The organism is Acetobacter papayae JCM 25143, assembly GCF_000613285.1.
GTDB classification, from domain to species: domain Bacteria; phylum Pseudomonadota; class Alphaproteobacteria; order Acetobacterales; family Acetobacteraceae; genus Acetobacter; species Acetobacter papayae.
On record NZ_BAIN01000010.1, the window covers coordinates 11256 to 34818 of the forward strand.

Genomic DNA, 23563 nt, shown 5'->3' on the forward strand with positions numbered 1-23563 from the left:
ATGTGCAGGCGTACCTGCCCTTTTTACCCCTGCCTTATTTCAGGCAGGTTTTTTCATGTGTTCAACATTCAGGCTTTTCTTGCCTGCGCCGCATCGCCCCGCGCGTTCGGTTCTTTACGGTCTGGCGGCCCTTGGGCTGTTCAGCGAGGTCACGCAGGCCGCAACCGCACCCAGCTCGCAGGACACGACAACACCCCACCCCAAGGCTGAGCAGCCCCCCAAAACAGAACGGATCATAGTAACCGCATCGCGCCGCAACCTCACTGGGCGTGCCGCAACCGCAAGCGAAGGCTCCATTACCGGCACGGAACTACGGCTGCGCCCTGCCTACCGCATAGGCCAGATTCTTGAAGCTGTGCCGGGCCTTGTCGTGACATCTCATTCCGGCGAGGGCAAAGCCAACCAGTTTCTGCTGCGCGGCTTCAACCTCGATCACGGCACCGATCTGGCCAGTTTTGTGGATGACATGCCCATAAACGGGGTCAGCAACGCACATGGTCAGGGCTATACGGACCTGAATTTTCTCATTCCCGAAACACTCAGCGGCGTCGATTATACCAAAGGACCTTTCCACGCGAATATTGGCGATTTCGGGGTCGCGGGGTCAGACCATATGAAGCTGGCCTCCGAGATCCCGCGTGAAATCACGCTCAGTGCCGGCACTCTGGGCGACTACCGGGCCTATGCAGGTGGCACGGTGCATATGGCCAATGGCGACAGATGGGTAAATGCAGGCAATATCTCCCACGCCGATGGCCCATGGCGTTACCCTGATAATGCCCGCGCCATCCGCGCCATGAGCCGCTACACCCATGGTTCAGACCGCAAGGGCTTTGATATTACGGGCATGTTTTACCGTGGCCAGTGGCGCGCCACCAACGATCAGCCTCTCGAAGCCATACAGAACGGCATGATAGACCGCTTTGGCTCGCTCGACCCGACCGATGGCGGTTTTTCAGAACGCTACAGCCTGTCCGCACACCAGCATATGAGCGGAGAAAACTGGAACTGGGTCAACAGCGCCTTTGTCGTTCATGATCGCCTGACCCTGTGGAACAACTTTACCCACTACCTTGATGACCCCGTGCATGGCGACCAGCAGGCGCAGGACGAAACCCGCACCACCCTTGGCGGCAGCAGCGCCTATACCCGCCATGACAGGCTGGCGCAGTTTCTGAGCGACACCACCGTGGGCGTACAAGGCCGTTACGATTTCCTGTATGTTGACCGCCGCCATACCGAACAGCGCCGGACCCTGCCTGACTGCTCTTCAAGCGTGGGGCATTATGTGTGCAATGCGGACAATATTTCCCTTGGGGCTGTGGGCCTGTACATCCAAAACACCCTGCACTGGACTTCATGGTTCCGCACCGTTATCGGCCTACGGGAAGATTATCAGGGTGGTGTGGACAATAATCTGGTCGATGGCAGCGCAACCCATGCAAGCCAGTGGCTGTTCCAGCCCAAAGGCAGCCTGATCTTTGGGCCTTGGAAAAAATCGGAACTCTATCTGAGCGCGGGCAAGGGGTATCATTCAAACGACTTCCGCTCGGTTTCCGGTTCTTACTCAGTCGATAAATTCGCCGCCGGTTCCGTTTCCGTGCCGCTGATGACAGAAGCTATCAGCGGAGAAGTCGGGATCAGAAGCACGCCCCTATCTCACCTGAACGTGCAGGTAGCGGCCTTTATCATCGATTTCGCCTCTGAACTCAGTTACGATGGCGATGCAGGGGTAACCTCTCCCGGCCCGGCCAGCCGGCGGCAGGGTGTCGAATTTTCCGCCCAGTACAATCCCCTGCCCTGGATCGAACTCAACACGGACCTGTCCTTCGCCAAGGCCCGCTACCGCACAAACGACCCGCAGGCTTACGGTATTGACGGCGTGTATGTCAGCAACGCGCCGGACTTTGTCTGGTCGTTTGGCCTGCTCGTGGATACGCATAAACACTGGTATGGCGGGTTGCAGGTGCGCTGGCTGGAGGATACGCCCTTATCGAGGATAACTCCCTGCGTTCACCCGGCTACAAGGAAGTCAACATCAATGCCGGGTACCGCTTCACACCCCGCCTGAAGCTGGAACTCAGTATTTTCAACCTGACCAACAGCCACGCTTTTGCAGCCCAATATGCGTATGACTACCGCCTGACCCCGACCTCCGCCGTCTCGACGGGGGCCACCGGCCATGCGCTTGAACCCACATCGGCAAGGCTTGCGATTACCGCGGGCTTCTGAAAAGAAAAACGCCCTGCCCGGTTTTTCCGGACAGAGCGTATAGTCCTGCGCACACCGCACGCCAGCAAAGTGGCCGTGCGGGTAGAAAACAGTCTTAGAGGTAGCTTGCCAGCGACATGTTCTTCATGTCCGCCACAAGGGTAAAGGAAGCCTCAAGCTGGGTTTTCAGCGTGGTCGTAGCCGTAATGGCCGAAGCAGCATCCGCGTCACGCGCATCGGAAAGCTGTGTCTTCAGCATCGTGGTGACGCTGGTCAGCATGGTTGAGCGTGTTGTCAGCGCGCTTTGCTGCACGCCCACCTGCGCTTCCATATCGGTCAACTGCCCGACAGTCGTGTTCAGCGACGTGTTAAGCTTCGTCACCAGATCGGTATAGCCGGGGGTTTCAGACGACATCCCACCCATAGAGGCCACAACCATAAGATCGCTCATCAGATCGCGGATGGGAGAACCCGTAGAGGTTGAGGAGGCTGAAGAGGTGGTGGAGCTTTGCGTTGCCACCAGCCCGACCTTGGAACTGGTCGTGCTCATGACCACCGATGCCTGAAGAGACGCCGCCGTGGTGGCGGAAACCGACAGGTTGGACGAGAAAACCGAGGTCCCGGCCGTGTTGCTGCTGGCAGCCGTTGTAGCCGCAGCCAGCACCGAATCAACATTGGAATCAGTCAGACCGCTCACAGCCGAGGCAATTGAGGTTGCCATGGTGCTGCTACCGATATTGCTAGCGTCTGTCACCGGGGCTTCCGTCCCGTCCTGCCCGGCAAAGATGTAGGTAGAGCCGCTCTGCGTGTTCAGCGCGGTCCCCAGTTCCGACAGCAGGCCTTTGGCCTGTTCCACCACGGTTGCAACGGCGGTAGCGGAACTTGTGCCCGTAACGCTTGTCAGACTGGTGGAGAGTGTCTGCGCCAGACTGACGATCTGCTTCATCGTGGTGTCGGTAATGGACAGGTTTGTCTGCGTATTGGTGATGTTGGTCTGCCAGGACGCAACCTGCGTAATCTTGGGGTTCAGGCTGATGGCCGTCTGCGGGAATCGCCCACGCCCGCATAGGTTTCAGCCAGCGTGCCAGCAGAGGTCTGCCAGCTATTCTGCTGCTGCTGCAGAGTGATGTTGTCGATGGCCGCATTGAGAATGATGGATGCGCCGTCACCACCGTACTGACCGATTGTCGTGCTCATGCTCTTCTCTCCTGCCCGGCCTTAGCTGATCGCACTCATCAGCGCTTCAAACATCGTCTGAACCGTGCTGATGATTTTTGCATTGGCGGTGAAGGAATTCTGCAAGGTCACCACCTTGGCCATTTCATTATTCACATTCACCCCGGACACATTGGCGACCTGTGCGGAAAGGGTTGTCTGCACATAAGTAGCGGAGGTGAGGTTGCTGCTCGCATCCGAAATGGTCGCGCCCTGATTGGAGGTCAGGGTTGTTGCAAGGGCAACGAGCCCCTGCGAGCCGGTATAACCGGTGGACTGGCTGCCATCCGGGCCAAGGCCGCTGGTCGGCGCGGCAAGGGAGCCCGAAACATAGGTCGAAGACGTGCCAAAGGCATCGCTCAGCACCGTGGTGGCCAGCGTGGTGTCACCATCCGTCGCCAGCGAGGACGGATCATCCGTGTAGGTGCTGCTGACGCTAAGCTGTGAAGACAGACCAACCAGCCCGGTCGGGGCATCCTTGGTGGCCTGTGTCGGGTCGGTGGTGGTGACCGTGCCAGAGGCATTGGTGGTGGAGGCTGCCGTGCCGTTCGTAAACAGTGCCATGCCCGCGCTGGAGAAGCGGTTCATCAGCGTATAGGAGAACGAATCGAGCTGCGCCTGCATCTGCGGGTAGGTCTGATCACGCAGGGTGATGTTGGCCCCCAGCGTGCCCCCGGTCAGATGCGAGGTAATATCCTTGCCGTTGAGCGTAATGGCGGGCACGCCACCAGAGGTGGTGATACCATCCGCCGTAACCCCGGTTGCGGAATAATACATGGACGAGGTCAGCGTGGTGTCTTCAGTCGTCAGCGGCCATGTGCTGCTGGGCAGGGTTACCGAGCTGTCATCAAGCCCGGTCTGATCGGGGCGGGTCGGGAGCTGCGTGCCATCATCCGTGGTCACGATCATGTCGCCATTCGACTTCTCGGTGTAGGAGACCGACACCTCGGAGGACAGGCTGGACATGATGCCAAGACGCTGGTTTTCGAGGGCGGAGGTATCGCCACCAACGATCTTCAGCTTGACGATCTGCTGTGAAATTTCACCGATCTGGGTCAGGTCGGTGTTGATGGTGGAAACCGAGGCGCTGATATTGTCCTGCGTGGCCTGACGCTGCTGCGTGTAGGTGGAGGCCAGCGTGTGGATTGTATCGACCAGCGAGTTGGCATCCGAAATCACGGTGGACTGCGCTGCACTCGACTGCGGGGTGGAAGTGAGTGAGGTCAGCGCGGTCTGAACATTGCCAAGCTCATCGGCCAGCGTGGCAGTGCTGCCAGAATCGGCAGAGGTAGACCCCTGCACGGACGAGACAGCAGCCAGCGAGTTGCTCGTAGCCGTATAGGCGGCCACCTTGGCATTCTGGGTATACAGCGAGGATTGCAGGGCCGTGTTGATATTTAGCTGCGTGTTGCCCACACGCACACCGTTACCTTGCCCGGACACAACACTGGAATACAGCGTGGCGGTTTCGCTCACGTAACCCGATGTGCTGGAATTGGCGACGTTGTTGGACGTTATGGCGTATTCGCTCGAAATCGCGTTCAGACCACTGGTGGCGATTGATAACGACGATATCAGATCCATACGCTCATTCCCCGCGTGTATGCCGTTTGCCTGCCGAACCTGCCTGCCACACACATGAGCGGCTGATATCATCAGACGTTTGTATGAAAATCGGTAGTCGGAAATAGTTTCAAAAAGGTTACCCGAGCAGGCTTTCACCCGCCTCAGCCCATGACAACATCAGGACGAAGAGGAAGGATCAGCAGTAATCTTATCTATGGCGGTCTGCTGCCGGGTGGATTCGGTCTGGATCAACTGAAAGGTCAGGTCGTAATCGCGCTGGATTTCCACCATGCGGGTTGTTTCACCCACGGCGTTGACATTGCTGCTTTCCAGCATGCCCTGACGGATTTCCTTGCGTGCGACTTCATGCGTCTGGGTCGTGGGTTTGAGCAGATAGGCCCCTTCAGGCGTCAGGGTATTGACGTTATCCACCGTTACCAGACCGATGGTGCCGATTGCGCCATTCTGGGTGGAAATGGTCCCATCCGAGGAAACAGAGAGAATATCATCCTCCAGCCGGATAACCAGATTCTGGTTCTGCCTATCCAGCACGGGGTTACCTGAACCATCCACAATGGTGCCGTCCATACGACGGCTGAACTGGCCGTTGCGCGTCAGACGAATACCCTGCGTGGTGCGAACGGCAAAATACCCTTCACCATTAATGGCGAAATCGGTCTGGTTGCCCGTGGTCCGCATCTGCCCCTGAAGGTGATCCTGATACGTTGCCTGATCCTGCGTGTAGGCTTCTTCCTTGCCACCCGCGACGGTATTGGCCTCTTTCTGCTTCACCACATATTGCGAAAAAAGCTCACGGCTGGCCTTGAAGCCATCCGTGCTGGCATTGGCTAGGTTGTTGGCCGTCACATCCAGCGCGCGTGTCAGCGTATCGATACGAGACAATGCAATATAGGTTGTGTTGTCCATGGGAACCCAGCCTCACGCACCAGAAATATTATGGAGTAGCGGCCCGCTCTCGCCCGTTCAATGAAGCAGACCTGTTCTGCCTTACATATATCGAATCACGGACACGGGAGCAATATGAACACGCACCCCTCGGGTTCGGGTAGACAGCCACATCATTAAACCCTCATGTCAGCCGCAAATAGAGCTTGCCATGGCTGGCCCATAGCCTTACCTGTAGGCTAGAACAGGATATGACGCAGGATTGATCCCGCGATGTGTCCGTATACCGAAGACCCCATCCGTTAAAATATGGGGTGGCCGCACACCAAGGCACACCCGGAGGACTGTCATCCCATGATGCGTTCCCTTGACATCGCCGGCACGGGCATGCAGGCCCAGACGACGAACGTCGATACCATCGCGAACAACATCGCCAACATGACCACCACCGGCTATAAACGTCGGCGTGCGGAATTTCAGGATCTGATCTATCAGGACCTGCGCCGCGCGGGCACCATGAGTTCCGATACGGGCGACCTTGTTCCCGCTGGTGCGCAGTTGGGCCTTGGTGTCCGTACGGCTGGTATTTACCGCATTAACGAACAGGGCACGCTGGACCAGACAGGCAACTCGCTTGATATGGCCATCGAAGGCCGTGGCTACTTCCGTGTCACGCTGCCTTCGGGCGAATATGCCTACACCCGTGACGGCACCTTCTCCCTTTCGCAGGACGGCACCATCGTCAGTGCGGACGGCTACCCGCTTTCGCCCAATATCTCGCTGCCGAACAACGCCGAGAACATCACGGTGGATCAGAGCGGGCAGGTGCAGTACACGATTTCGGGCCAGACAACGGCTCAGGTAGCCGGGCAGATTCAGCTCGCCACCTTCCAGAACGAAAACGGTCTGGCCGCCATGGGGCAGAACCTGTTCACGGAAACAACCTCCTCGGGCACGGCAAACCTCGGCACCCCTCAGAGCGTGGGCTACGGCTCGCTCCGTCAGGGGTTTGTTGAAGAATCGTCGGTCAACGTTGTGACGGAAATCACCAACCTGATCAGTGCGCAGCGTGCCTATGAAATGAACAGCAAGGTCATCACAGCGGCTGACCAGATGCTCCAGACGCTGACAGGCCTGAAATAAGGTCATGAATGTGAGGGCGGTCATCGGGCTACTGGTCGCGGCGGGGTGCATGGCGTGTTCCATCCCTGCCGCCAAAGCCGCCACCCTCAAGACCACCTCCATCATTACCGCTGGCACCGTCCGCCTTTCAGACCTGTTTGCCGATCTGGAACCGGGGCAGGATCGGGTGCTTGGCCCGGCTCCAGCGCCGGGCTCCAGCATTCAGGTTGGTGGCGGACAGCTTCTGGCCATTGCCGACCAGTATGGCGTGGACTGGCTGGACCAGTCCGCCAGCGCTCAGGTCACCATCACCCGTGCCGGGCGTATGCTGGACAAGGATTATTTCATCAATCTTGTCCGCCAGAACCTGCCTGATACCGGGGGTGGCCCGGTTTCGGTCGATCTGATCGACTTTCACCCTATTGCTGTCCCGCCGGATGACCCAAAGCCCGTCACCCTGTCGGACCTCAACTGGGACCCCCGGAGCGGGCGCTTTACAGCCACCATCTACCGCACACAGACCACCGGTGATTCCACGCAGGATTCCTACCTGCTGGCTGGCACAGTCCATGCCGCCCGCCGCGTTCTGGTCTTTTCCCACGCCCTGCAGCCCGGCAGTGTTGTATCCATGGCGGATGTCAGCATGAACGACGCCTATACCGGCCGCGCGCAGGACCGCACCTACACGGATGAAGCCGATATAGACGGTATGACCCTGACCCACGCTGTCATGGCGGGAGACGCCGTGCAGGAACGCGACCTGCACCGCACGGTCGTTGTCCATAAGGGCGATCCGGTGCTGATTGTTTTTACCGCACCGGGCCTGCACCTGACCGCCAGCGGCAGGGCAATAGAAGATGGCGGTGTGGGGCAATATGTGCGCGTGCTTAATCTTGCCAGCAACATGATTATCACGGGGCGACCCAATAATGCTTCTGAAGTCATTGTCGAGGCCGGTTCCAGCGGCATGCCTTCAGACGCCGCGACCCTGCGCCGCCTGACCACTTCATCTCGTGGCGGCTAAGGAGCGGATGTTTCTGTCCGGTAACACATCAATGCGCTGGAGTTTTAGTTTGATGAAAAACCGCCTGCCGGGTGCATTCCTCATCGGCCTGATGGGGCTGTCAGGCTGTTCGGGTCTGGCCGACTTGAGCGAAATGGGCCACCCCCCGCGCATGACCCGGACATCAGACCCGACGCAGGCGCCGGAATACCGCCCCGTTACCATGCCCATGCCGCCGCTCCAGCCGCCACCGACAGAGGTAGGCAGCCTGTGGCGCCCCGGTAGCCGCGCCTTTTTCAAAGATCAGCGCGCGTCTCAGGTGGGCGATCTGATCAAGATCAGCGTTGTGATTGCGGATAATGCCGCCGTTACCAACAACACATCGGCCTCGGGCAGTGGCTCGGAAAACTTCGGTATTCCCAGCCTGTTCGGCTTCCAAGGCAAGGCGCTGTCCAGCTCTTCCGCTCTGGATACCAGCAGTTCCAGTGCCAATACCGCCACCGGTACCATCAGCCGCAATGAAACGGTTACCCTGGCACTGGCAGGCACCATTACGCAGGTATTGCCCAACGGCAATTTTGTCGTAGTTGCCCGGCAGGAAGTCCGCGTAAACGGGGAACTGCGTCAGTTGATGGTCAGTGGTGTTGTGAGGCCGCAGGACATTACCGAAGACAATACCGTTACCCATGACCGGATTGCCGAAGCGCGTATCTCCTACGGTGGGCGTGGTCAGTTGAGCAAACTGCAGACCCCGCGTTACGGCCAGCAGGTGCTGGACAGCATACTGCCCTTCTGAGCCAGTTCTTCTGCCCTCATTCCCTCCATATAGCGAGGGCAATGAGGGAGAGTATCTACCGCCTTACAGCCTGATCAGGGGTGAAACTGCGTTGCCTGCCTGAGAGCGGCTGCCACTTCACCAATCATCGGTGCGAAAGAGCGCTCCTTCGCACGGAAAAGACGCATGCTCGGATACCATGCCGTTGTCTCTCCGCTATCGAGCCAGCGCCAGCAGGCATCCTGTCGGCTCATGACCCAGACAGGGCAAGCCAGCCCCGCGGCAAGGTGAGCGGGCGAGGAATCAACGGTAATCAGCAGGTCGAGATTTTTCACAAGGGCTGCTGTATCGTCCATCGAGCAAACCTGATCCATGGGGTCAATCAGTGCGTAACCGCACTGGGCAATTTCCTCGCGCTTTTTCCCATATTGCAGGCTGATAAATGTTGCATCGGGCCGGGCTTCGATAATGGGAGCCATGGCCCGCAGCGTGGTGGAGCGACGGTCATCCATGGCGGTGCCCCGGGCACTCTGACGGCACTCCCCAGCCCAGACCAGCCCGATACGCGGCCGCCCTGCTGGCAGGCGCACATCCCATGCTGCAACAGCCGCTGCATCCGCCACCAGATACGGCATAACAGGCGACAGCACACTGGCCTCGCACCGATCAGCCGCAGCACATAAGGCAGATTCATGATCAAATCGGCATAATCAAACCCGCCGCCAAACTGCGCGCGCAGGGCCATGCTGGCGATATCCACGACCGTAACGGTCTGGAAAGAGCGCGCAATCAAGCGTTGCAGGGTCGCGGGCACGGCAAGCGTAACGCGGGCACCTTTTTCCACCAGCGCGGTTACAAAACGGACAAACTGCAACGTGTCACCCAGACCGTGATCATGGTACAGCAGCACTGAACGACCCTGCACATCGGTTTGCGGTGTCAGGGAGGGCAGTTTTTTAAACCATGCCTCCGCATGCAGGCCATCGGGTTTCTGGGCATGCAAGGCCCAGCCCCGACCCAGTTGCCCAGCTTTGAGCAGGGCACAGCCGTAAGACGCCTGCATGCGCTTGTTACCCGGCGCCATACGCAAGGCGGCCTCATAGTAAGGCAAGGATTCCGTGGAGCGGTTCAGATAGGTTAGCGCACAGCCCATGTTGCTGAGCAGAGCCGCAGATGTGCAGCGATCCGCAATGGCTCCTGCCAGTACCTGCCGAGCTTCTTCCAGCAGCCCGGCCTGAAGCAGAGCCGCTGAGAGATGCTCCATCAGCGAAACACGCTGGGCAGGATAACGAGACAGCAACGCTCCGAAACGCTCGCTCCCTTCAGCCAACTGGCCCGCGCAGATCAGCGTATAAGCGTAGGTTTGCTGGGCTTGCACGTTATCTGGCACATGGCTCAATGCCTCACGCAGGAGCGTGAGCGCCGTATCATACCGCACGGTATGGTGGGCAATGAGCATGGCGGCGGTAATGGTCAGGGCAATATTGCCCGGCCGCCGAGCAAGCTGGTCGAGAATAAGCCCGACGGCCTCTGCCTCGCGCCCTTCAAGAAACAGACTTTTGACACGTGCGGGAATAAGCCCCGCAGCCCTGATCAGATCGGTATCGGTAATGGAGGCCGGGCGCGCCTGCCCCCCCATGGAAGAAACAGTATCGTTAAGGGGGGCATTACTCATTGTTCACTCTGCCTGAAAACAGGCCCATGCTTCAAAAAGGGCGTGCGCCATCTCTGCCCAACCTAGTAGCTGAGCATATTGGCCGTCACGTTGGGCAGTTCGATACCCGCACCAAATGCGGGCAGATCCAGCAGGCCGATAATATCATCACCGATAATAGCCAGACCACGCAGCACCTTGCCGCTTTCGCGTCCACCCGCGGCAGGAACAGGCTGGAGTTCCACACCCTGCATGGAAACGATGTCGCACACCCTGTCCACCAGCAACCCAACCCGCACCGAACCCAGATCCACCAGAATAATGGATGTCTGGGCGGCTTTTTCCGCCCGCTCGGTTCTGTCCTTGAAAAAAATGCCCATATCGATAACCGAGAGCGCCGTGCCGCGCACGTTAATCACCCCGGCGATATAATGTGGAGCCGCAGGCAAAGGCCGGATTTCAGACCAGTTGCCTATTTCCACAACCGACAGCAGACCGATGCCATAAACCTGCCCACCAACCTGAAAGGTCAGGATTTGTGCGGGAGAATCCGTATTGCTCTTGTTTTCCGTAGAGGGCATGAAATCTGTCCATTCCTAAAAAACGGATAAAGCCACGGGCAGCGTCAGATCATACGCCAGAAAACCGGAAAACCACCCACGGGGCACACACCGCAGGCGACACCGCCCACGGCAGGCCGCCGTGTCATTTCATCAGGTTAATGGTGCGTGTCAACATGGAGCGCGTGATCTGCATGGTGTTGAGGTTGGCTTCGTAGGAATGCTGGGCCTCATGGGTATCCATGATCTCAACCATGCTGTTCACGTTGGGCATTTTAACATAGCCCTTGGCATCCGCCGCCGGGTGCGAGGGATCGTAGCGCTGCTCGAACGGGGTCTGGTCCTGCCCGATTTCCTTTACCTTCACGCTTGAAACCCCGGTCTGCCGGTTCAGTTCCTCTTTGAAGGTAATGGTCTTGCGCCGGTAAGGATCCGAACCATGGGTTGTTCCGGTCGTTTCCTTGTTGGCCAGATTTTCAGCCGCAACACGCAGTCGAGAGGACTGCGCGTTCATGCCGGCGGCGGAAACACCAATAGTATCGGAAAAATCCACGCTGCAGCCTTTACGCGTTTGTGCCCAGAACGGCCGAATACATGGCGATATAGGCCGTGTAGGCGGTTGTCACGAGGCGCTGCTGGTCGTTGGTGTCGGCCACCTTTTCCAGCTCGTCCTCCAGCCGCACTTCATTGCCATCGCGCGAGGTGCCAACACCGCTGCGGTTGGTGCGTGCGGTTTCGTTACGCCCTGCCATATGGCCCGGTTCGGTCTGGGCCAATGTCATGGCCATCTGGTTTTCCAGAACACCTACGAAGGGTGAGACATCCTTGGCCACATAACCCGGCGTATTGGCGTTGGCGACATTGCCAGCCAGCACCGATTCGCGGGCCTGAAGCCAGTTCAGCCTGCGCTCGGCCAGACCAAGCACGTCAGTACCATGATGGGCCGACATCGCCTGCGATGACATTGCTTCAAGCATGCGAGGGGCATTTCCTTGCTGTTTGACACCGTATCAGGACATATGGCCTTAACCATATCGTGATACCGCTAGTGTCTGAATACCGCGCCCCGTGCTCCAAGGCCACTTTTTTCTCCCTTTTGGGGGAAATTCATCTGCCCTGTGGTACGAGGACACAAAGCCGCAAAAGGTAGTCATTCACGATCATGGTTCGCCTCCGCACGCCCAAACCCGATATCAACGATATTCTGCTGTCCATCTCAGTTACGGCCATCATTGTGCTGTGGAGCCTGCTTGTCAGGAACGATCAGGCATCGCTCGGCGGGCTGCTTGTGGCGATCTGGTTCCCGCTTTCGATCATAACCTTCCGCTTTCTGCTTCGCCGCCTGCCCCTTCTTGGCGGCATACGCGCCTACCCGACAGAGAAAACGCTGGCATGGAAGCGGCTTGTCACGGCGGGCAGCCTGCTTGTGGCCTCGTTCTCCATCATTTTTCTCGCGCGCCTGTCACCTCCCGCTGCTTTGGGCAATATCATCGCCCTCAACTTCGCCTGCCTTGCGGCCCTGCTCGACCGCACCGAGCGCTGGCTCCCGCCTGCCCTGCTCGTGCCCATGCTGCTGGCCGGACTGCTGGCAGGCATCCTGCGCGACACGCCAGCGCAAGCCATTCTGGGGGCGGCCATCGCATGGGGGAGCGTCACCCTTGTTCTCGTTTTTCTTTCTGCGCTGTTCAGGCGCAATGCCCTGTCTGGAGGAGAAGCCATCATGGCGGCAGCCTGCGGCGCATGGGTAGAACTACGCGGCGTGGAGGTTTTTCTGCTCGCAAGTCTGACACTGCATTGTGCAACATATCTGCTAACGCGCCGCTTCAGCACTTCAGCGGCCTGGCCACCTTACCTTGACCGACAGATTTCCCTGCGTGGCACCCCCATGGGGCCATCACTCGCGCTGGGGCTAGCGATAACGCTGCTGGCCGAGGCTATCCTGCCCGGCACCCTGAGAGTGTTCCCTCAGTAAACCACAAGCAGGGCTGTTTACTGCCCTGCTTCCGTTCCCGCCGTTGTCAGGCTGCATCGACCGGCTTGGTCAGCAACTGGAACAGGCGCGCATTGTCGCCATCCATCCTGTCACCCACAAGGGCAGCAACCCAGTCGAGCATCGCCCGATCGCCCGCCTGCGAAGCATCGGACGCTAGGCGCAGCGCTAGCGACTGCATATCGGCATCCAGCGGGCCTTTTTGGGGGATTTCCGTCCCTGCAAGCTGGCGCACATCCTGCACCGCTGCCGGCCATTCGCCCCGTCCTTCATGAATACGCGCGCTAATATCGAGCGAAACCGGCGATGTATCGCCATCCAGCAGGGCCAGCGCCTTGTTCTGGTCGCCCGTTGCCAGCGCAATCCGCGCCATGATCCGCTGCCGCGCCGCCCGTGAGGCATCAGGCAGACCAGCACTGTCGGTTACGGTCAGGGCCTTGAGTGCATCCTGCGGGCGCTTGCGTTCCAGATTGGCATCGGCCAGCCCTTCGCCTGCCAGTGCCTTCAGATCCGGTGTGGCCAGCATGGGCACGGCAGAAGAGAAAATATCCGCCGCTTCATCCGGCAGGCCGAGCTTGAGCAGCATTTTGCCATAAGCCACCATCACCTCACCCTTACGCGGGCCATCCGGCAGGATCGGCAGATGCGCCTTGATAAGAGCCGCATCATGCAGCAGCGTCGCCTTGTCTGTTGCCCCGCCACTTTCCTGCGCGATCCCTGCCAGAGCCTGCATCAGAATCGACGGGATCAGCTTATCCCCCGCATCTCCGGTACCAGCCTGTACGGTGTCGATGGAGTCCAGCGCGTCTGTCCAGTCATGAGCACGCATATAGCATCAGCCTGCTGCAAGCGCGCCTGCACCTCGCGCCCGGCAAGGCGGGCATCGGGCATAAGGGTATTATACTGCTCAGCCGCGGCATCGGGTGCCGTCTTGCCTGAAGCGAGGTTCATGGAAATGCGCTGCTCCAGCGCCTTTTCCGCAACAATCGGATCCCTATCATCCGCCAGCTTGGCGAAAAGCCCATAGGCCTGCTCACGCTGCCCCGAGCGCAGCTTACGGAAAGCATCCACCAGTTGGTAAGACGAACCTGCGGGCAGTTTTTCCAGCGCCTCTACATCGGCCTGCGTACCGTAACGGGCAATTTCTTCCGCCACGCCCGGCAGCAGCATGTCACGCAGTGGGGCGGGATAATTCTTCAGCCGCTCCACATCCATGGCGAGCAGGTGCGCCGCTTCGGCCTCATGCCCCCCTACAGCCGCCAGATAAAGCCCGCGCCAGAGCTGGACCGCGCGTTTCTGGCCATCCGGCCACGGCCCCTCCAGCAGGGACGCGCCTTCCTTGTTACCCGCCAGCAGTTCGGATGCCGCCAGCAGAAAACGCACACCGGGGCGTTCCGCCTCTTCGGGATCATCTTCCAGCGCTACGGTCAGGATACCACGGGCCTCGGTGGCACTCCCTGCGCTGAACGCGGCCTTGGCTTCTTCAAGACGTTTTTCAAAACGCTGGGCCGGGTCAGAATCGGCCGCAGCCAGAAAGGCGTCATGCAAACGCTCCCGCAGCTTTTCAGGCGGCAGGCTCTGCAAACCGAGCCATTTCAGATCCACATCGCTGGCATAAACCGCAACGCCTGATCAGGGAAGGCCTTGCCCTCTATGCTCAGCAGAGGACCATCCGGCGTTGCACGCATGCTGATTTCGGGCGACTGAGCCGCAACCACGACACCTTCCGTGGTGGGCCAGACTCATAGCCCTTACCCACCCTGAGAGAGAGGATACCGCCATCATCCATGGTGGATGTGCCCACAAACAGGCGCGAACCCGAAGCCGGGTCGGTAATGGACAGCACGCGGCCCGGCTTGCGCATGGGGTAGAGGATACCCCCATCACCGGGACGCGGGTTAATGACGCGCCGGTCGTCATAATCCGTAACCGGGGGCGGCTGATCGCCCAGCACCCAGCCTTCAGCCTGCTGGGACAGATAGAGTTTGCGCGTGTCGGGCAATTGCACCTGAATGAGCGTGGCATCGGCCAGCGTACTAACTGTCAGGGATGAGAAAATACCATCGCCCCGCAAGGCGCTGGTATCCATTGGCCGCGCATTATCAACCACAATCAGGAAACGGTTGGCGCTCTGGAATGCAGCAATACCCATATCCGATGGCACCGGAATAAGCACCCGGTTAGTGGACATGGCCGTCTGCCCGGTAGCGCTGCCATTCTGGCCATTAGCAGGTGCAGGGGGCTTGCCCGCTACAGCTCTCGCAGATTTATTGCCATTCTGGGGAACCTGTTGCGGTGGCGTGGGTTTATCCAGCACCACCGCGCGCCAGGATTCCGGCAACCCCTTGAGCAGCATGTCTCCAGAAAACGCATCGTTCGACTGGGAGTCACCACCCGCCGCCTGCCCGGCGGCAGGCTGTGCCGGGGGAGTAGGTGGGGGTGTCGGGGCTGGAGGTGCCTTGGGGAGCACATGCCGTGCCCCATGGCGCACAACATGCTGGGGCGCAGCACTACCCGGCGGGGTTATGGATGAACAGGAAAGAAGCGCTGTAATAAAAACTGCGACTGAACGCCTTGCGCCTGGGGATATGCTGAAATGCACGTGTCTCTAATCCTGAAAGGGCGGTACCCCCACTGCCTGTTCAGCACGACCCCGCCCACTATATCCTAGCTCGGAACCATACGCCAAACGAGACAGGACAACCACCCCGCCACCCGGAATCAAGTAGCCGCCCTCGCCATAACCCCATGACACATGATGCACCATGGAGTGTAAATTCAGGCGAACAGGTCAACCGCGCTGGACATGGCGCTGTCTTTTTTCTGCGTGTCGGAAGAAGGAATGATCTGCCCGGTCGAATCGAACTGGATGGAGGAAGTAGAACCATCCGCTCCGTGAGAGGCAATCTTTACGCCGATGCCACCAGTATGGCCGGGACGCGCGCTCTGATACGCGGCGCGGGATGCAGCCGTTGTCATTTCACGCAGGCTTGAAGCCAAAGCCGAGGCAGCAGTCGTGTCGCTCATGTTATCATTCCCTCAGGGTAAAAACCGGTTGATGCCCGCCAGACTGTCCGCCCTTGCCTTACAGGAACACCGTATAAGACTGGCACATAAACTTCCAGTACCACGAAGATTCCTGCCAGACCAGCCGATATTCCTTGACCATGGGGGCATTATGGCCAAACAATTCTTAACCATTTTATGGAATGACTACCCCTAAGCCAAGGTGTTTTTTCTGCTTACCGCTCGGGCGCCGCCCTAGCGGAAGGCGCGAAAAGCCATGGCCTGACGACACGACCACCGCCACCTGCCCTATTCCGCGACAATGCCCTTCCTAAGCAGCTCCTTGGCTGCAAAAACGGGGCTGACTCTGAGTTTTCCGGCTGGCTGGACAAACGCATGACGAGTGATGGAAAGCGGAAATGCGGATACTTTGCATAGGTGACACTTCTGTTAAGGACGGGGACCGCCCCTGCAGCGGTCTGGCAAATGCCGCTATTGAAGGCGCTATTTCCATCACCATGTCCGGGCCGGAAGGGGTGGCGGAAACCCTGCGCCGCTCACATTACGACATTGCGGTTCTGCAACAGGCCCAACCTGATACGCGCCTTATCAAGCATGTTCGCAACAGCCGGGTGCCCACACCCGTTATTGTCATTGCTCAGGAAACACCGTCCCGCAAAGTTGCGGATGTGCTGTCTGTCGGTGCGGATGACTGCGTACCCGCCAGCATAGACCCCGTGGAACTTCTGGCCCGCCTGCGCGCCATTGTCCGGCGCATTGGTGGCCATGACAGCATGACCCTGCATATTGGTCGCCTGACTGTCTGCGTGGACCGTCGTGAGACACATATCGACGACAAGCTGGTGCCGCTCACCCGGCGTGAATACGATGTAGTGGAGCTTCTGGCCCTCAGAAAAGGACAGGTTCTGAGCAAGGAAACCGTGCTGGATAGCCTGTACGCAGGCGAAAGCGAGCCTCATGGCAAGGTCATTGACGTGATGATCTGCAAAATCCGCAAGAAAATGCGCAAATTCGGCGTGGATGATCCGTTCACCACCATGTGGGGTATTGGCTACCGCCTGAACGAGAAAGCCTTCGCTCCGCTGGGTACCCGCGCCACCGCCAAAAACAGCAACACCGTGCAGAGCGCCAAGGAAACCTGCCTGCCGGTACGCTCGGGTATCAATATCCTCAGCAATGCCAACCCGATGGATATCATCCGTTAAGTCGCCAGCAAGCGTCACGGACAATAAAAAACGGCGGGACAAAGTCCCGCCGTTTTTCTTTCCCCGGTAGCGTCTGATGTCAGCTTCCGGTGGTCGAGCTGCTTGTGCCGCTCGAAGAACTGCTGGTGCTGCTGGACGAGGTGCTCGTCTTGCTGGAGGAAACATTGGTAACGCTCGACATCGGGATCGTGGCGCTGCCGAGCTGAACCTGCATGTCGGAGCTGCCCTTCTGAATACCCGTAATGGTGCCGGTAACCGAGAAGGCCACATCCGACGTGGTGCCCGCGGAATCCACCGTCTTGACGGACACACTGTATGCCCCGTCGGAAAGCTTGTTGCCGCTGTTATCGGTGCCATCCCATGTCCAGGTATTGGTGCCGCTGCTGGCCGTAGCCACCACATCCTTGACGATGGTGCCAGAGGAATTGGAAACGGCGATGGCCACTGTCTCGCCCGATGTGCCGGTAAAGCTGAGCGATGCGGAGCTGTTCTGCAACGGCAGCGTTGTGCTGGTAGCCGTAATGGTATCGCCCACCAGAGCCGTATCCGTGCTGAGCTGGCTGTCCTGATTGAGAGAAATCAGGGAGTCGAGCTTGGTGTTGGTTTCAACCTGCTGCTGCACACCCGCGAACTGCGCCAGTTCCGAGGTAAAGCTGTCAGAACTCATCGGGCTGCTGGGGTCCTGATTCTTGAGCTGCGTTGTCAGCAGGGTCAGAAAGGACGTGTAGTTGGTGGCCAGCGAATCCAGCGACGAGGTCGAAGAAGAAGAGCTGGAACTGCTGCTGCTTGACGACGACGAATTCGCACTCGCCTTGGCCGCAGCTTCTGCCGCCTGGAGCGCCTTGTATTCGTTGGTAACGCTTGTGGACGATGTGGTTGTCATCGGCTCATTCCTCTTCCTTACCGCCCCGCCGTTCAGGCGGTAATATTAATGCCGCTGCTGCCCTGCATAGCCCCGCGGGCAGTCGTGCTCGTAGCCTGCGTGGTGCTGTCCACCGCGCTGTCAGATTGCGTGCCGCCCGATGCCACGGTGGCACCGTAAGCCTGCTGCCCGCTCTGCCCGGTACCATTCCCGGACTGGCCACCAGAGAGCGTGCCGCCATAAGAGGCGTTGCTGCCGCTCCCGTCCTGATTATTCCCGGCATCACCACTGCCATTGCTGGCGCTGACGACATCGATCTTCAGGTTGCTGACATCCACACCCGCCGCATTCAGAGCGGCCATAAGCTCATGCTTGTTAGCCGCCAGATGCCGGGCTGTCATTTCATCGGAACTCTGTAGGACAACGCCCGATGTCACGCCATCAGTGCCCGTCAGACGCACATGCACCGGCGTTGAATCATCGGTCATGACCGTAAGGGAGACAGAGGTGGTTCCATCTTCAGACTGCTGGGCAAGCAGGCTGCTGGCTCCATCGAGCTTTTCGGCATCCGAGCTTTCGCTCAGTGCACTGGCTGACTGCGCCGTGGTTTCAGCCGTCGTCGTGGGCTCGAGCGAAAATTCTGTAGTCGTCGCCCCTACCCCTGCGGGCAGATGCACATCCGTTGATATCTGGGAGGCAAGCGCCTGCTCGCCACTACTGTCAGACTGACCATCAGATGTGCCGGAATGACCAGATGCGCCGCCATTCATCGCGGCAGCAATCGCTCCCACACCACTGAGGGAAATTGTTGCGCCCCCCGTACCGGTCGCGGAAGAGCCGGTTGCGGAAGAGGCACCCGTCGCCAGCGCGCTCTGCACATCACGGCTATCGGCAGCCACCAGCGTTGTATCGGTCTGCGCCTGAGTATCCTGACTTTGGGCAGCATCGGCCGTAGCGCTCAGACTAGCCGAAAGATCGGTGGGAGAAACGGTGCTGCTGGAATCCTGCGTGCCACTCTGCGCGGCCGCTGCTGCCATTTTCTTGGCCAACGCCGCATCAGCAGCACTTGCTGCCGTATCAGTCGTCTGCTGGGCTGTCGCCGCACTCTGGCTTGACTGGTCCTGCGAGCCACTGAGAGCCGCCAGCAGATCAGCGGCACGCCCATCGGACTGCGTGGTTTGAGCTGCTGTGTCAGTGCCCGCCTGATCAGACTGGGCCTGCAGATCCTTCACGCTAGCCTGCAAAGTGGCTGCTGTACCCGCCTGAGCGGCAGCTTTGCTATCACCCAACTGGACTGTGGCCGGAGCGGCCTGTTGCGTCAGTTGCGTGGAAACAGCGGCCTGCTGCTGTAGTGCCAGAGCAGACAGGGCATCCTGCGTTTGGGACGTCGCACTGTCTGTGCTGCTGTCATCCTGCTTCTGGGCCGTTTTAGTCGTACCCTTGGTACCGCTTCCAGACACCGAGGTGCTTGCGGACTGAGCCGCAGCCTGCGTGCTGCTCTGCGATGTAGCGCTTTTCGTGTCGGATGCTGAGGCTGTCGTTTTGGTGGAACTATCGTTACGCGACGCACTCTGGGTGTTCTGCGTATTGCTGGCCGTATTACTGGCGCTGTCACTCGAAGAGGAAGAAGACGATGCCGAGGAACTGGTCTGGCTCGCGTTCTGATCCGTGCTGCTGCTCTGCTGCTGCCCACCCGAATACTGGGAAACCGACTGCAACACGGAACCAAAAGAAGGCTTTTGCGCAACGGCGGAGGATGCGCCTGCTGTCAACAAGGAAGCAAGGCTGGCCTTGTTGGAGGACAGGGCCGATGTCAGCCCCATCAGTGCATTTTCCTGCGCCTGTTCTGAAAGACTTGTCGTCTTTGCTGCCGAGATACCCATCAGACGCTCCGTTGCTCCAGCCCAGTTATAGCAGCATCAGGCTGCCGCTGCCTGAGCTGCCTGCTGGCTTGACGATTCAGCCAGCACCGCATCGAGTTCGCTAAACGACGGCATAAACGCATGCGGAATATCCTTTCTGCCGATTTCAGCGCTGACCTGCGGCGGGCTACCCTGAAGATGCGCCACAAAGACAATACGGATAATGTCTTGGTAACGACCATCCTGCATTATCACATCTTTCATGCGGGCCGCCAGTGGCGCGACCACCCCATAGGAAAGAAGCACCCCAAGGAACGTACCCACCAGCGCGCCTGCGATCATTTCACCCAGAATGGCGGGCGGCTTACTGATGGACGCCATGGTTTTGATAACGCCCAGAACCGCCGCCACAATACCCAGTGCGGGAAGGGCATCGGCAATGCTCTGCAGGCTTTCTGAAATATGCAGTTTTTCGGACAGATTCTTTTTCAGTTCGCGGGCCATTACCTCGTCCAGCTGGTAAGGCTCTTCCATGTTAAGGCTGACCAGACGCAGGTAATCGCAGATCATGTTGCGCGTTTCCACGTCGTCACGCACGCGCGGCGCCAGAGCAAAAATGCTGCTTTCGCCGGGATTTTCAACATGCTCTTCCAGCGCCATGTTACCGCGCGCCTGCGCCAGACGCATGAAGCGAAACAGCGTCACCAGCAGTTCCAGATACGACTCCTTGTTGTGGCGCGGGCCACCCAGTGTCAGCTTCAGGTCAGACAGAAGCTGCTTGAGCGCATCTTTCGAGTTGGACATGACAAAAATGCCAGCCGCGGCGCCAAGGATGGTCAGCAGTTCGAACGGCATGGACGCAATCAGCGGTGCCAGCGCCCCGCCTGAGGCCACAAACGAACCGAAGACGCAGAGCAGCGAAAAAATAAGCCCCCCGATGAAAAGCATTAAGCTGTCTCCACTTCCATCCATTCACGCCGCGCGGCCCACACGCCAGGGCGGCAATTAAAACCTGTGCTCATATATTCCACGGCGGCCAGAAGAACCGCCATGTTTTTGTTAATCTTATTGAAGGCCAACCGGAGCCGCTGCCTGCCCTGCATCCTGCCCGTCACCCGCCTTCTCTGGCTGTGCCGTTGCCGCAGGCGCTTCAGCAGCCGGAGCCGGGGCTGCCGCACTGTCCGGCGAGGCTTCGGCTGACGGCTGAGTTGCAGAGGCCGGATCGAAAGCCGGGTCTACATACCGTCTGTGCATGATCAGCACTACTCTTCTGTTCCCTGCGGCAGACGGATCGGCCGGCACTGCCAGTTCCCGATCTGCCCGGCCTGAAACATTAACGATATTGCCATCCGGGTAGCCTGCATGCACCAGCACTTCACGCGCATGGTCGGCCCGCAGTGCTGACAGCGTCCAGTTGGACATGCCCCACTTCTTGCCCGGACGATAAGCCGCCGCATCGGTATAACCCACGATGGACAGTTTTTCCGGCATGGGGGCAAGCCATGCGGCAATTTCACCCAGCATCTTGCGCCCAAGCGGGTTGGGAGCTGCCGAGCCCGTATCAAACATCGGGCGGTTCTGGGAATCCTTCAATTCGATACGGATATCATCCCGCCCGACCCGAACCGACATATTGGATACGGAAGCCTGTAGATCAGGCTGCTGCTGCATCGATTTTTCAAGCCCCTGCACCATATGCTGCAGGTTGGACTGTTCCGCTGCCGCAGCGGCCGTGGGTGAACCACCCCCCACATACCCCACCTGTAACCCCGCACCACTCTGCGGCCCACCAATGGGTATGATGCTCGGATGCGAGGAATTGAGCTGCGCTCTGATACCGGCGGTAATATCGACAGAACCATCGGCCTGGGGCCCGGTCTGCTGATATTCATGCGCTCCGGCCTGCTTGTCCTTTGGCACCTCGGATGTTTCGCCATCCTTGATCCGCTTGACCGCCTCGCCGCCCGTCATGGGAGAGGGGGTCGTATCAAGCATTTCGGATGTCGGGGCGACATGGGTATCGCGGTCAGCCATGGGGTTAAAGAACTGGGCAATACCCTTACGCTGTTCATCCGTTGTGGCGTTGAGCAGCCACATGACAAGGAAGAACGACATCATTGCCGTCATGAAGTCGGCATAGGCGATCTTCCACGCGCCGCCGTGGTGGCCTTCGCCACCGCCGTCATCGCCGCGCTTGATGATAACCGGGGGTTTGTCGTTTCTTGCCATGGGGCGCTACCTCGGGCTTCAGCCCGCCTTGTGATGGGCCAGACCAACCCGCCGGGAAGGATCACCCCGGAAGGAAGCCCGCCCCGCATGGGTCAGGGAAATGGACGTATCCAGCCAGACTTCGCCACCAATGGCGCTCCAGCGACGGCAGAACGTAAAGTCCTCGCTCAGATAAGTGCCGGTTTCGGGGTCGATGCTGCCATCGAACAGGGCGTGGTATTCGGTATCGCCCCCGCTGCCTGCGGCATCAATCCGGCGGTAGGTGGTTTCAGGGTAGCTCTTGATAAGCATGCCGATAGCCTTGCGGCTGATCATCATGAAACCCGTACCCGCATAACGCGTTTTGAGCAGCGGACCCTTTTCCCAGGTCTGGTGCATTTCATCGGTTTCACCCACATACCGAAGCGACGCTGTTTCATGCCCTTCGCCACGCAGCACATTTTCCTGGGTATCCTTGTCCCAGAAACGCTGCTTGATCGGATACATACCCGCGACCACGTCCTTGTCCGCTGCCAGCAGGCGGGCGGGCGCTTCGGCCGGGAAACCGATATCCGCATCGATGAACAGAATATGCGAGGCATCGGAACGGGTATAGAACTGGTGCAGCAACGTGTTTCTGGCGCGGCTGATCATCGCGTCGTCACCAAGAAGAGACAGCGTCATCGGCGTCTGCATAATGCTGGTGCAGGCGATAACGGATTCCATGTATTCCTGCGTGACCATTCCCCCGTAACATGGGGTGGCAATAAAAATCTTCGCGGTCTGTTGCATGCGCTTTCCTAATCACTCACGGCCAGTAAAACTGGTGCCCTACCCGATCATATTGCGGTTCGTGTAACCAGCGATAGCCGTGCAGGCCTACTTTCTCAATAACGAAACATCTTTTCCGCCACCCGTGCGCCCGGTAGCACTGGCGCTCCGGCATACCGGCTCCGCCCCCCCCCTATCCGAACACTCCTCTCGCCCGACGCGACAGGTCATCCACCTCGTTCTGCTCCCTGCGGGCCTCTTTCTCGCGCTCTTCTTCCTGCCATCGGGCCAGCACAGCCTCGGCAGCTTTCAGGGCGGCGTTGGCCTGTGTCAGCCCTGCACGCGCCTGATCGGTTACGTGCTGTGCCTCCAGAACCAGCCGGTGAGCACGCTCGATAGCCTCTCGCCCGGCGGGCAACCAGTCGCGGAAATCTCCCAGACTGGTACGCCCTGCACTCACCTCGTGCTGCTCGTTTTCCAGTTGCTGCCTGCTTTGCGCAAGCCGCAACTCGGCAGCACGTTCATGAGCCAGCACGCGCCCCAGTTCGGCACGGGCCTGATCCACCTCCGTCTTGCGCAGGCGGATCAGGGACTGGAGCGCGCGGGCCCGGGGATTCATCCAGCAC

General features: G+C 59.1%; 25 protein-coding genes. 6 read left to right on the forward strand and 19 right to left on the reverse strand.

What is annotated here, in order from left to right; translation table 11 throughout:
• Positions 1 to 55 precede the first annotated feature (55 nt).
• Positions 56 to 2071 carry a TonB-dependent receptor gene (locus tag JCM25143_RS16800; protein WP_234394957.1) on the forward strand — a complete coding sequence of 672 codons (2016 nt, stop codon included), beginning with the start codon at positions 56 to 58 and terminating at the stop codon, positions 2069 to 2071.
• Between the two features lie 255 nt (positions 2072 to 2326).
• Here the strand turns inward: JCM25143_RS16800 and JCM25143_RS16805 are convergent, their stop codons facing one another.
• From JCM25143_RS16805 to flgF, 4 genes are all read right to left on the reverse strand, one after another.
• Entirely contained in the window at positions 2327 to 3157 is an 831-nt protein-coding gene (locus tag JCM25143_RS16805) for a flagellin (RefSeq protein ID WP_234394958.1), read from the reverse strand.
• A gap of 80 nt (positions 3158 to 3237) precedes the next feature.
• A complete protein-coding gene (locus JCM25143_RS23420; RefSeq protein WP_234394959.1) occupies positions 3238 to 3408 on the reverse strand; it encodes a hypothetical protein in 171 nt (56 codons plus the stop codon).
• A 21-nt stretch (positions 3409 to 3429) separates the two neighbouring features.
• Positions 3430 to 5010, reverse strand: a complete 1581-nt coding sequence (flgK, locus tag JCM25143_RS04280; protein WP_025860137.1) for a flagellar hook-associated protein FlgK — start codon at positions 5008 to 5010, stop codon at positions 3430 to 3432.
• Between the two features lie 159 nt (positions 5011 to 5169).
• Complete coding sequence (gene flgF / locus JCM25143_RS04285) at positions 5170 to 5919, reverse strand: flagellar basal-body rod protein FlgF (protein WP_025860138.1); 750 nt, start codon at positions 5917 to 5919, stop codon at positions 5170 to 5172.
• 333 nt (positions 5920 to 6252) lie between these two features.
• Here flgF and flgG point away from each other — a divergent pair, with 333 nt between their 5' ends.
• The 3 genes from flgG to flgH are packed head-to-tail and all read left to right on the forward strand — an operon-like array spanning position 6253 to position 8819.
• Positions 6253 to 7041, forward strand: a complete 789-nt coding sequence (gene flgG, locus JCM25143_RS04290) for a flagellar basal-body rod protein FlgG (protein ID WP_035370459.1) — start codon at positions 6253 to 6255, stop codon at positions 7039 to 7041.
• Positions 7042 to 7045: 4 nt separating this feature from the next.
• Positions 7046 to 8044 (forward strand): flagellar basal body P-ring formation chaperone FlgA, encoded by a 999-nt coding sequence (gene flgA, locus JCM25143_RS16810; protein ID WP_234394960.1) that lies wholly within the window; start codon positions 7046 to 7048, stop codon positions 8042 to 8044.
• Between the two features lie 52 nt (positions 8045 to 8096).
• Entirely contained in the window at positions 8097 to 8819 is a 723-nt protein-coding gene (gene flgH, locus JCM25143_RS04300) for a flagellar basal body L-ring protein FlgH (protein WP_408735022.1), read from the forward strand.
• Positions 8820 to 8893: 74 nt separating this feature from the next.
• Here the strand turns inward: flgH and JCM25143_RS25120 are convergent, their stop codons facing one another.
• The 5 genes from JCM25143_RS25120 to JCM25143_RS04320 form a co-directional block, all read right to left on the reverse strand.
• Positions 8894 to 9172, reverse strand: coding sequence for a hypothetical protein (locus JCM25143_RS25120; RefSeq protein WP_369347357.1), 279 nt, complete (start codon positions 9170 to 9172; stop codon positions 8894 to 8896).
• A gap of 8 nt (positions 9173 to 9180) precedes the next feature.
• Positions 9181 to 10473, reverse strand: coding sequence for a tetratricopeptide repeat protein (locus tag JCM25143_RS16815; RefSeq protein ID WP_051542878.1), 1293 nt, complete (start codon positions 10471 to 10473; stop codon positions 9181 to 9183).
• Between the two features lie 62 nt (positions 10474 to 10535).
• Positions 10536 to 11033 carry a chemotaxis protein CheW gene (locus JCM25143_RS16820; RefSeq protein WP_025860141.1) on the reverse strand — a complete coding sequence of 166 codons (498 nt, stop codon included), beginning with the start codon at positions 11031 to 11033 and terminating at the stop codon, positions 10536 to 10538.
• Positions 11034 to 11157: 124 nt separating this feature from the next.
• On the reverse strand, positions 11158 to 11565 hold the full coding sequence (gene flgC, locus JCM25143_RS04315) for a flagellar basal body rod protein FlgC (protein ID WP_025860142.1): 408 nt from the start codon (positions 11563 to 11565) through the stop codon (positions 11158 to 11160).
• A 10-nt stretch (positions 11566 to 11575) separates the two neighbouring features.
• A complete protein-coding gene (locus JCM25143_RS04320; RefSeq protein ID WP_051542881.1) occupies positions 11576 to 11989 on the reverse strand; it encodes a flagellar basal body rod protein FlgB in 414 nt (137 codons plus the stop codon).
• Positions 11990 to 12174: 185 nt separating this feature from the next.
• Between JCM25143_RS04320 and JCM25143_RS04325 the strand changes: the two genes are divergently transcribed.
• Complete coding sequence (locus tag JCM25143_RS04325; RefSeq protein WP_025860144.1) at positions 12175 to 12984, forward strand: prepilin peptidase; 810 nt, start codon at positions 12175 to 12177, stop codon at positions 12982 to 12984.
• Between the two features lie 46 nt (positions 12985 to 13030).
• On the opposite strand, the gene JCM25143_RS23425 is transcribed toward JCM25143_RS04325, so the two are convergent.
• The 4 genes from JCM25143_RS23425 to JCM25143_RS04345 form a co-directional block, all read right to left on the reverse strand.
• Positions 13031 to 13831, reverse strand: a complete 801-nt coding sequence (locus JCM25143_RS23425; protein ID WP_234394961.1) for a tetratricopeptide repeat protein — start codon at positions 13829 to 13831, stop codon at positions 13031 to 13033.
• Positions 13750 to 14607 carry a hypothetical protein gene (locus JCM25143_RS23430; protein ID WP_025860146.1) on the reverse strand — a complete coding sequence of 286 codons (858 nt, stop codon included), beginning with the start codon at positions 14605 to 14607 and terminating at the stop codon, positions 13750 to 13752. The genes JCM25143_RS23425 and JCM25143_RS23430 overlap by 82 nt, the downstream gene beginning before the upstream one ends.
• 52 nt (positions 14608 to 14659) lie before the next feature.
• Positions 14660 to 15472, reverse strand: a complete 813-nt coding sequence (locus tag JCM25143_RS23435; RefSeq protein WP_234394962.1) for a hypothetical protein — start codon at positions 15470 to 15472, stop codon at positions 14660 to 14662.
• A gap of 308 nt (positions 15473 to 15780) precedes the next feature.
• Complete coding sequence (locus tag JCM25143_RS04345; RefSeq protein ID WP_025860148.1) at positions 15781 to 16029, reverse strand: hypothetical protein; 249 nt, start codon at positions 16027 to 16029, stop codon at positions 15781 to 15783.
• 497 nt (positions 16030 to 16526) lie between these two features.
• Here JCM25143_RS04345 and JCM25143_RS04350 point away from each other — a divergent pair, with 497 nt between their 5' ends.
• Entirely contained in the window at positions 16527 to 17234 is a 708-nt protein-coding gene (locus tag JCM25143_RS04350) for a response regulator transcription factor (RefSeq protein ID WP_234394963.1), read from the forward strand.
• Between the two features lie 79 nt (positions 17235 to 17313).
• Here JCM25143_RS04350 and JCM25143_RS04355 read toward each other — a convergent pair whose 3' ends face one another.
• The 6 genes from JCM25143_RS04355 to JCM25143_RS04385 form a co-directional block, all read right to left on the reverse strand.
• Complete coding sequence (locus JCM25143_RS04355; protein ID WP_025860150.1) at positions 17314 to 18117, reverse strand: flagellar hook assembly protein FlgD; 804 nt, start codon at positions 18115 to 18117, stop codon at positions 17314 to 17316.
• A 32-nt stretch (positions 18118 to 18149) separates the two neighbouring features.
• Complete coding sequence (locus JCM25143_RS04360) at positions 18150 to 19979, reverse strand: hypothetical protein (RefSeq protein ID WP_025860151.1); 1830 nt, start codon at positions 19977 to 19979, stop codon at positions 18150 to 18152.
• A 36-nt stretch (positions 19980 to 20015) separates the two neighbouring features.
• Positions 20016 to 20906, reverse strand: coding sequence for a flagellar motor stator protein MotA (gene motA, locus JCM25143_RS04365; protein WP_025860152.1), 891 nt, complete (start codon positions 20904 to 20906; stop codon positions 20016 to 20018).
• A 117-nt stretch (positions 20907 to 21023) separates the two neighbouring features.
• Positions 21024 to 22187, reverse strand: a complete 1164-nt coding sequence (locus tag JCM25143_RS04375; RefSeq protein ID WP_025860153.1) for a flagellar motor protein MotB — start codon at positions 22185 to 22187, stop codon at positions 21024 to 21026.
• A gap of 18 nt (positions 22188 to 22205) precedes the next feature.
• The gene (locus tag JCM25143_RS04380) at positions 22206 to 22958 is read right to left on the reverse strand and encodes a hypothetical protein (protein WP_025860154.1); all 753 of its coding nucleotides are present in this window, start codon (positions 22956 to 22958) and stop codon (positions 22206 to 22208) included.
• Between the two features lie 172 nt (positions 22959 to 23130).
• Positions 23131 to 23502 (reverse strand): flagellar FliJ family protein, encoded by a 372-nt coding sequence (locus JCM25143_RS04385; protein ID WP_234394972.1) that lies wholly within the window; start codon positions 23500 to 23502, stop codon positions 23131 to 23133.
• Positions 23503 to 23563 lie beyond the last annotated feature (61 nt).

Bases quoted from the DNA above. Each gene is read 5' to 3' on its own strand.
- JCM25143_RS16800 (WP_234394957.1), top strand. From the start codon at position 56: ATGTGTTCAACATTCAGGCTTTTCTTGCCTGCGCCGCATCGCCCCGCG.
- JCM25143_RS16805 (WP_234394958.1), bottom strand. From the start codon at position 3,157: ATGAAGCAGATCGTCAGTCTGGCGCAGACACTCTCCACCAGTCTGACA.
- JCM25143_RS23420 (WP_234394959.1), bottom strand. From the start codon at position 3,408: ATGAGCACGACAATCGGTCAGTACGGTGGTGACGGCGCATCCATCATT.
- flgK (WP_025860137.1), bottom strand. From the start codon at position 5,010: ATGGATCTGATATCGTCGTTATCAATCGCCACCAGTGGTCTGAACGCG.
- flgF (WP_025860138.1), bottom strand. From the start codon at position 5,919: ATGGACAACACAACCTATATTGCATTGTCTCGTATCGATACGCTGACA.
- flgG (WP_035370459.1), top strand. From the start codon at position 6,253: ATGATGCGTTCCCTTGACATCGCCGGCACGGGCATGCAGGCCCAGACG.
- flgA (WP_234394960.1), top strand. From the start codon at position 7,046: ATGAATGTGAGGGCGGTCATCGGGCTACTGGTCGCGGCGGGGTGCATG.
- flgH (WP_408735022.1), top strand. From the start codon at position 8,097: ATGAAAAACCGCCTGCCGGGTGCATTCCTCATCGGCCTGATGGGGCTG.
- JCM25143_RS25120 (WP_369347357.1), bottom strand. From the start codon at position 9,172: ATGGATCAGGTTTGCTCGATGGACGATACAGCAGCCCTTGTGAAAAAT.
- JCM25143_RS16815 (WP_051542878.1), bottom strand. From the start codon at position 10,473: ATGAGTAATGCCCCCCTTAACGATACTGTTTCTTCCATGGGGGGGCAG.
- JCM25143_RS16820 (WP_025860141.1), bottom strand. From the start codon at position 11,033: ATGCCCTCTACGGAAAACAAGAGCAATACGGATTCTCCCGCACAAATC.
- JCM25143_RS04320 (WP_051542881.1), bottom strand. From the start codon at position 11,989: ATGCTTGAAGCAATGTCATCGCAGGCGATGTCGGCCCATCATGGTACT.
- JCM25143_RS04325 (WP_025860144.1), top strand. From the start codon at position 12,175: ATGGTTCGCCTCCGCACGCCCAAACCCGATATCAACGATATTCTGCTG.
- JCM25143_RS23425 (WP_234394961.1), bottom strand. From the start codon at position 13,831: ATGCGTGCTCATGACTGGACAGACGCGCTGGACTCCATCGACACCGTA.
- JCM25143_RS04345 (WP_025860148.1), bottom strand. From the start codon at position 16,029: ATGAGCGACACGACTGCTGCCTCGGCTTTGGCTTCAAGCCTGCGTGAA.
- JCM25143_RS04350 (WP_234394963.1), top strand. From the start codon at position 16,527: ATGTCCGGGCCGGAAGGGGTGGCGGAAACCCTGCGCCGCTCACATTAC.
- JCM25143_RS04355 (WP_025860150.1), bottom strand. From the start codon at position 18,117: ATGACAACCACATCGTCCACAAGCGTTACCAACGAATACAAGGCGCTC.
- JCM25143_RS04360 (WP_025860151.1), bottom strand. From the start codon at position 19,979: ATGGGTATCTCGGCAGCAAAGACGACAAGTCTTTCAGAACAGGCGCAG.
- motA (WP_025860152.1), bottom strand. From the start codon at position 20,906: ATGCTTTTCATCGGGGGGCTTATTTTTTCGCTGCTCTGCGTCTTCGGT.
- JCM25143_RS04375 (WP_025860153.1), bottom strand. From the start codon at position 22,187: ATGGCAAGAAACGACAAACCCCCGGTTATCATCAAGCGCGGCGATGAC.
- JCM25143_RS04380 (WP_025860154.1), bottom strand. From the start codon at position 22,958: ATGCAACAGACCGCGAAGATTTTTATTGCCACCCCATGTTACGGGGGA.